The organism is Geobacillus sp. ZGt-1 (assembly GCF_001026865.1).
Classification (GTDB): domain Bacteria; phylum Bacillota; class Bacilli; order Bacillales; family Anoxybacillaceae; genus Geobacillus; species Geobacillus thermoleovorans.
In genome coordinates this window covers 100,761-105,677 of record NZ_LDPD01000006.1, presented here as the reverse complement: position 1 = coordinate 105,677, position 4,917 = coordinate 100,761, and the positions used below count along the sequence as shown (strand labels likewise).

The 4,917-nt window shown below is 42.4% G+C and carries 3 protein-coding genes and 1 pseudogene; 1 reads left to right on the top strand and 3 read right to left on the bottom strand.

Annotated features, from left to right (window positions below):
- Window positions 1-507: 507 nt before the first annotated feature.
- The 3 genes from VU18_RS18275 to VU18_RS01460 all read right to left on the bottom strand — a co-directional run bounded on the left by VU18_RS18275 (window position 508) and on the right by VU18_RS01460 (window position 4,813).
- A complete protein-coding gene (locus VU18_RS18275) occupies window positions 508-672 on the bottom strand; it encodes a hypothetical protein (RefSeq protein ID WP_021322248.1) in 165 nt (54 codons plus the stop codon).
- A 121-nt stretch (window positions 673-793) separates the two neighbouring features.
- Complete coding sequence (locus VU18_RS01465; protein WP_031206467.1) at window positions 794-4,135, bottom strand: DEAD/DEAH box helicase family protein; 3,342 nt, start codon at window positions 4,133-4,135, stop codon at window positions 794-796.
- Between the two features lie 48 nt (window positions 4,136-4,183).
- Entirely contained in the window at window positions 4,184-4,813 is a 630-nt protein-coding gene (locus VU18_RS01460) for a restriction endonuclease subunit S (RefSeq protein WP_236687243.1), read from the bottom strand.
- On the opposite strand from VU18_RS01460, the pseudogene VU18_RS18475 reads away from it, so the two are divergent.
- Window positions 4,813-4,917 (top strand): annotated as a pseudogene (locus tag VU18_RS18475) (transposase); the annotation flags it as partial. The gene VU18_RS01460 and the pseudogene VU18_RS18475 sit on opposite strands and share 1 nt — an antisense overlap.

Genomic DNA, 4,917 nt, shown 5'->3' with positions numbered 1-4,917 from the left:
AAGTCTTGACTGACTCCTTTCACATGGCGAATTTGCAGGAAACGGGTGCGAATGCTAAAATACAAACCACAACAAACAATGAATGCAATCAAAAAAGGACTCCATAGCCACCCGTTCACCGTTTCTACAAGCTTTTCAATCAACCCAATCCCTCCTATGCCAGCTAATTACTTTTGTTGTACAACACACAACTTAAATAATATTATAAATATTACACATTTCAGCTTCAATAATTTTTTCATATATCATTCTTTTCTGCATTTTCTTTATATTTCCTGCGCTTGTCCTCGTGTAGAAAAATGAACGACTTTCTTCGCTTTTTTAAAAATAACTTTGAAGCCCAAAAATGATAGATGAGGCAAGACAGAGAAATCCGCCTCGAACGGTCCCCTAATGCCAGTCCTTGAGGCCTTGAGCGCGAGCCCCATCTCCCCCAATGATCCCCATCTGAATCGCCGCAAACGCAAAGCCGAACACACAGAACAGCGTGTTCGGCTTTGGCTGTTGTTACATATAGCCGATGAGAAACACGACAAAACCGGCCAATCCGACCGATGCGACCAAGAGGCCAAAGGCGATCCGTTTCGCGGCTTTGCTCTTTTGGACAACACCATACACGAACAACACGATCGACATGACCAACAAAAGCAAAATGAGAGACGAAATGCTCACGTTCAGCGCTCCTTATCGTGCACTGCCCCTAGGAAAGACAGCGCATCTCCATCCGTGCCATCACAACCAGCGATTGATCCATTCCCGCGAGAACCTCTTCCCGGTTGATGCCGCCCATCGCTCACGCCCCCACAATATCTTCTGAATTTCTGTTAATCTCATCGATAATGCGAATAATCTTCCGCGCGTCGTCCATGTTGTCTTGAAAGAGTTCAACAATGCTGCCGACGGTTTTGAACGGTTCTTCCTGCAGCACCCGCTTGTCCATGACTCCGTTTTTTACAAAGTAATCGACGATTAGTTTGACAAAACGGCTTTGCTGGATGTTCAACCGTTCGCTTGATAAAAATTCGGAAAACGCTTCGTTGGCGGCCTGCGGGTCAAGGCCGACGATTTGGCGGACGAGCTTTGTAATCGGTGTGTCTCCGAATTCTCTTTGATAATCTTCCTGTGTGCCAAGCTCATTCCAAAGAATATGCTCCAACGTTTTTACGTCTTGGACGGTTAGCTTTTTATTATTTCGCAACTTGTAAATGGCCATCTGGTCGCGGTGTTCGTGCAGATAATGTTCCACCTTTTTCCGATAATTTTTCAGATCATTGACAGTAAACATCGGGCCGTTTTCTTTGACTTCTAAAACTTGGTCTTTAAAGTTCGTATAGTAAATTTTTTGCGTCTCTTTTTCAAGGAATTTGACTAAGTCACGCAACGCTTCACGAACGGCTTCCAATTCGAAAATATCGGCTTCGCTCCAAAACTCTTCCGTCTGCACCTTTTCGATGATGTATTTTTGCTCCATCACTTGCGGAATCGAACCGAGTTTCGACAATGCCTCTGCAGTACGAATCACACTCCGAATTGGCTTCGTCGCATTTTTTGTTTGCAGTTTTGCCAACTCAATCGTATACATAAGCAAATCAAACCGTTTCGCCAATTCATCATCATTCAACGGAACAATCAGCGGTGAAATGTGTTCTTTAATTTCATTTACATCCATCGCTGTTAAGGAATCCCACTTGGCTCGGTTTTTAAACTTATGCACATATTGAATATGTTGGCGTACACGGAAGTTTTCTTCGTTTAACTTATTGATTTCCGCTAGCATCTCGTCAATCAATTCATTGCGATAGGCAATATACTCTTCTTCTTGGTATTGTAAATGCTGCAGTTCTTTAATGATTTCGATTTTGGCATTAAATAGACGCTCCGTTAAACTTTCCACCGTTTTTCCTTCAATTCCTTTTGGATTTTCGCGGAAAAACTCAAAGTTGCCGCAATAGTCAAAAATAAGGAAATGCGTTTTATCTTTCCCGACTCCGAATAAGTCTTTGCATAAACGGGTTCCGCGTCCGATCATTTGCCAAAACTTTGATTTGGAGCGTACTTTCTTGAAGAACACAAGGTTGACGACTTCCGGAATATCCACTCCCGTATCGAGCATATCGACCGATACGGCAATTTGCGGCCATTTGTTACGGTCGGAAAAATCATCGATTAAGGTTTGGTAGTAGTTCACGCTGTAATCAATGACCCGCGCAAAGCCGCCCTTGTATTCAGGGAACAATTGATCAAAGCGCTCCACAATCCGTTCCGCATGACGATGGTTTTTCGCAAAAATAATCGTTTTGCCGAGTTTGTCTCCGCCTTCGACGCGAATTCCTTTTTCCATTAAATCTCTCAGCACCGTATCAATCGTATCGTCATTAAACAACCATTCATTTAACGCGGCACTGTCAATATCCTCGCCTACTTCATCATCAAACGTTTCTTCATACCGCTCTTTTTCTTCATCCGACAACTCATCGTAATGAATGCCATCTTCCAAAAATTTCAACTTTGTCTCAATGGTGCGGTAATCGACTAAATAGCCGTCTTGCACCGCCTGGTCCAACTCGTACGCATACGTCGGCACACCGTTTTCCAAATCAAACACTTCATACGTATTGCGGTCAATGTCATCTTTTGGTGTGGCGGTAAGCCCAAGCAATAGCGCGTCAAAATAGTCAAAAATAGCCCGATATTTCTTATAAATACTGCGGTGGGATTCATCGACGATAATTAAATCAAAATGCCCGACGGTAAAGAGACGTTTGCCGTCTTTCCGCTTCGCATCATCAATCGCGTTCATCATTGTCGGGTACGTCGAAAACACCATGCGGCTTTCCTCTGGATTGTCTTTATTATCGAGCAAATTGCAAAGCGTCAAGTTCGGAAGCAAATGGCTAAAGCTATTTTTCGCTTGCGTGACAAGCGTTTTGCGGTCCGCTAAAAACAAAATATTTTTTACCCAATTATGACGGGTAAGAACATCGACAATCGAAATCGCCGTCCGGGTTTTGCCGCTCCCTGTTGCCATGACAAGCAACGCTTTGCGCCGTTTGTTCTCGAGCGCGTCGCATACGGCTAACACCGCTTCTTTTTGGTAATAGCGGTTTGTAATGTTGTCATTGATTTGCACATTTTTTAGCGGCTTCTTCATCGTCCGACGATCAATAAGCAAACTTAATTCTTCCTTATTGTAAAAGCCGGAAACTCTCCGCGCCGGATAGTTCAGATCGTCCCAAATATACGTTTCAAAACCGTTTGTGTAAAAAATAATCGGACGCTGGCCGTGCATTTTCTCAATGCAGTCGGCATATAGCTTGGCTTGTTGCTTTCCTTTGTTCGGATCAGCGGTTGTCCGTTTCGCTTCGATGACCGCCAGCGGCTTCCCGTTGTCGCCAAAAAGGACGTAATCGACATAGCCGACTCCTTCCTGATTCGGCATGCCAACCACAGGATATTCCACAACAACATCCTTTTTAAATTCCCAACCCGCCAGCTTCAAATCTAAATCAATATATTTCTTTCTTGTTTCCCATTCGCTCAGTTCATCGACTTGGAAGTGGTACTCTTTTGTATTCGCTTCCCGTTTGGCGGTGAGAAGAGCGCGAAGCTGTTCGTTTTCTTTCATCATTTCTTCGAGACGTTTATCTTTGGAGCTTAACCGTTCGTATAAATCTTTTAATTCTTCCGGACGCTCGCGCTTTTCCTCTCCAATTGGCAGCAATGATTCATCAAAATCCGTAGCCGTATATTCATCTGAATAACAATAATCAATCCAAGACACAAACTGATGAAGATGATGCAGGGAAAGAATCGCTTCCTCTCTCGTAATCATCGAGTTCGTATGAACGGCGACATTTCCCAGTTTGACAATGTAACGCAACAACGGCAACAAGTCTTCATCAATAATGGACAAAAAGACGTTGTCATGAATCAAACTGGAAAGATTATCTTGATACGGAACTTTCAAAGCGCTGTCAAAGCTGTACACCCACTTCACCGCAAGCTCCAGCGCACGGCGCGTCAAAATCGCGCACGTCGCCGGACTCACAACTAAACTTTTTTCCGCCTCTAAACACGCATTCGTAAAGCTCTCATAATGAGGTTTTCCTACTAAAAACTGAAAGTTGGATAACAACAAATACCCCTCCCCTGACCAAACCGACATGAATTTCCTTCACATTTATTAATCGTTGAATAGTTCTCCCTTAAATGCACGTTGCATAAGGGAATTGAACATATTTTGTATCTCTGCTTGACTTTTTAAAAGAAGTTCTTTCTTTAAGTTTATTTGTCGTATAGTAGCTGCAAATAATTCCTGTAACTCTAAAGGTGGAATAATGATCTCAAGTTCTTTTAAATTTTTTAAAGGAAGCTGCGGTTGAGAAGATCCTGTTTGTGTTTTCTTTAAAACTAATTGAAAGCTATTAGATGTATAAAGTTGCTGGAAAAAAATTCGATTAACATTTTTCAATCTAAGAATCGCCATTTGAGCATTTATGAACCCTGTGTCATAACCTTCTTCATCAAAAATGACTATATTCCCAATGGATCCCCTTAATGTAACAATTAAATCTCCCTGTCTTAATTTCCCTTTTCTCAATTGACTAAACTTTTCCTTTGTAATATACGTTACTTTCGATAAGTCTAATTTGTTGTTCACAAAGTTTGAGGTAGACAAAAAAAGTATACCTTCACTAACAAGCTCATGTTGCTTCGGATAGTTTTCACCTCGATCTCCATCCTCAATTTCCGCAATATCTTTTAATTTCTTAACATCCCATCCCTTTGGATTACTTACTGGATCCCCAAACATCTCCAAAATCTCCTGCGACGATCAGCCGGATTACCGATGTCGTGAAGGAAGACATCGAGAAATGGCACGCTCGTCCACTACACCAGCGTTATTCGGTCTTATAT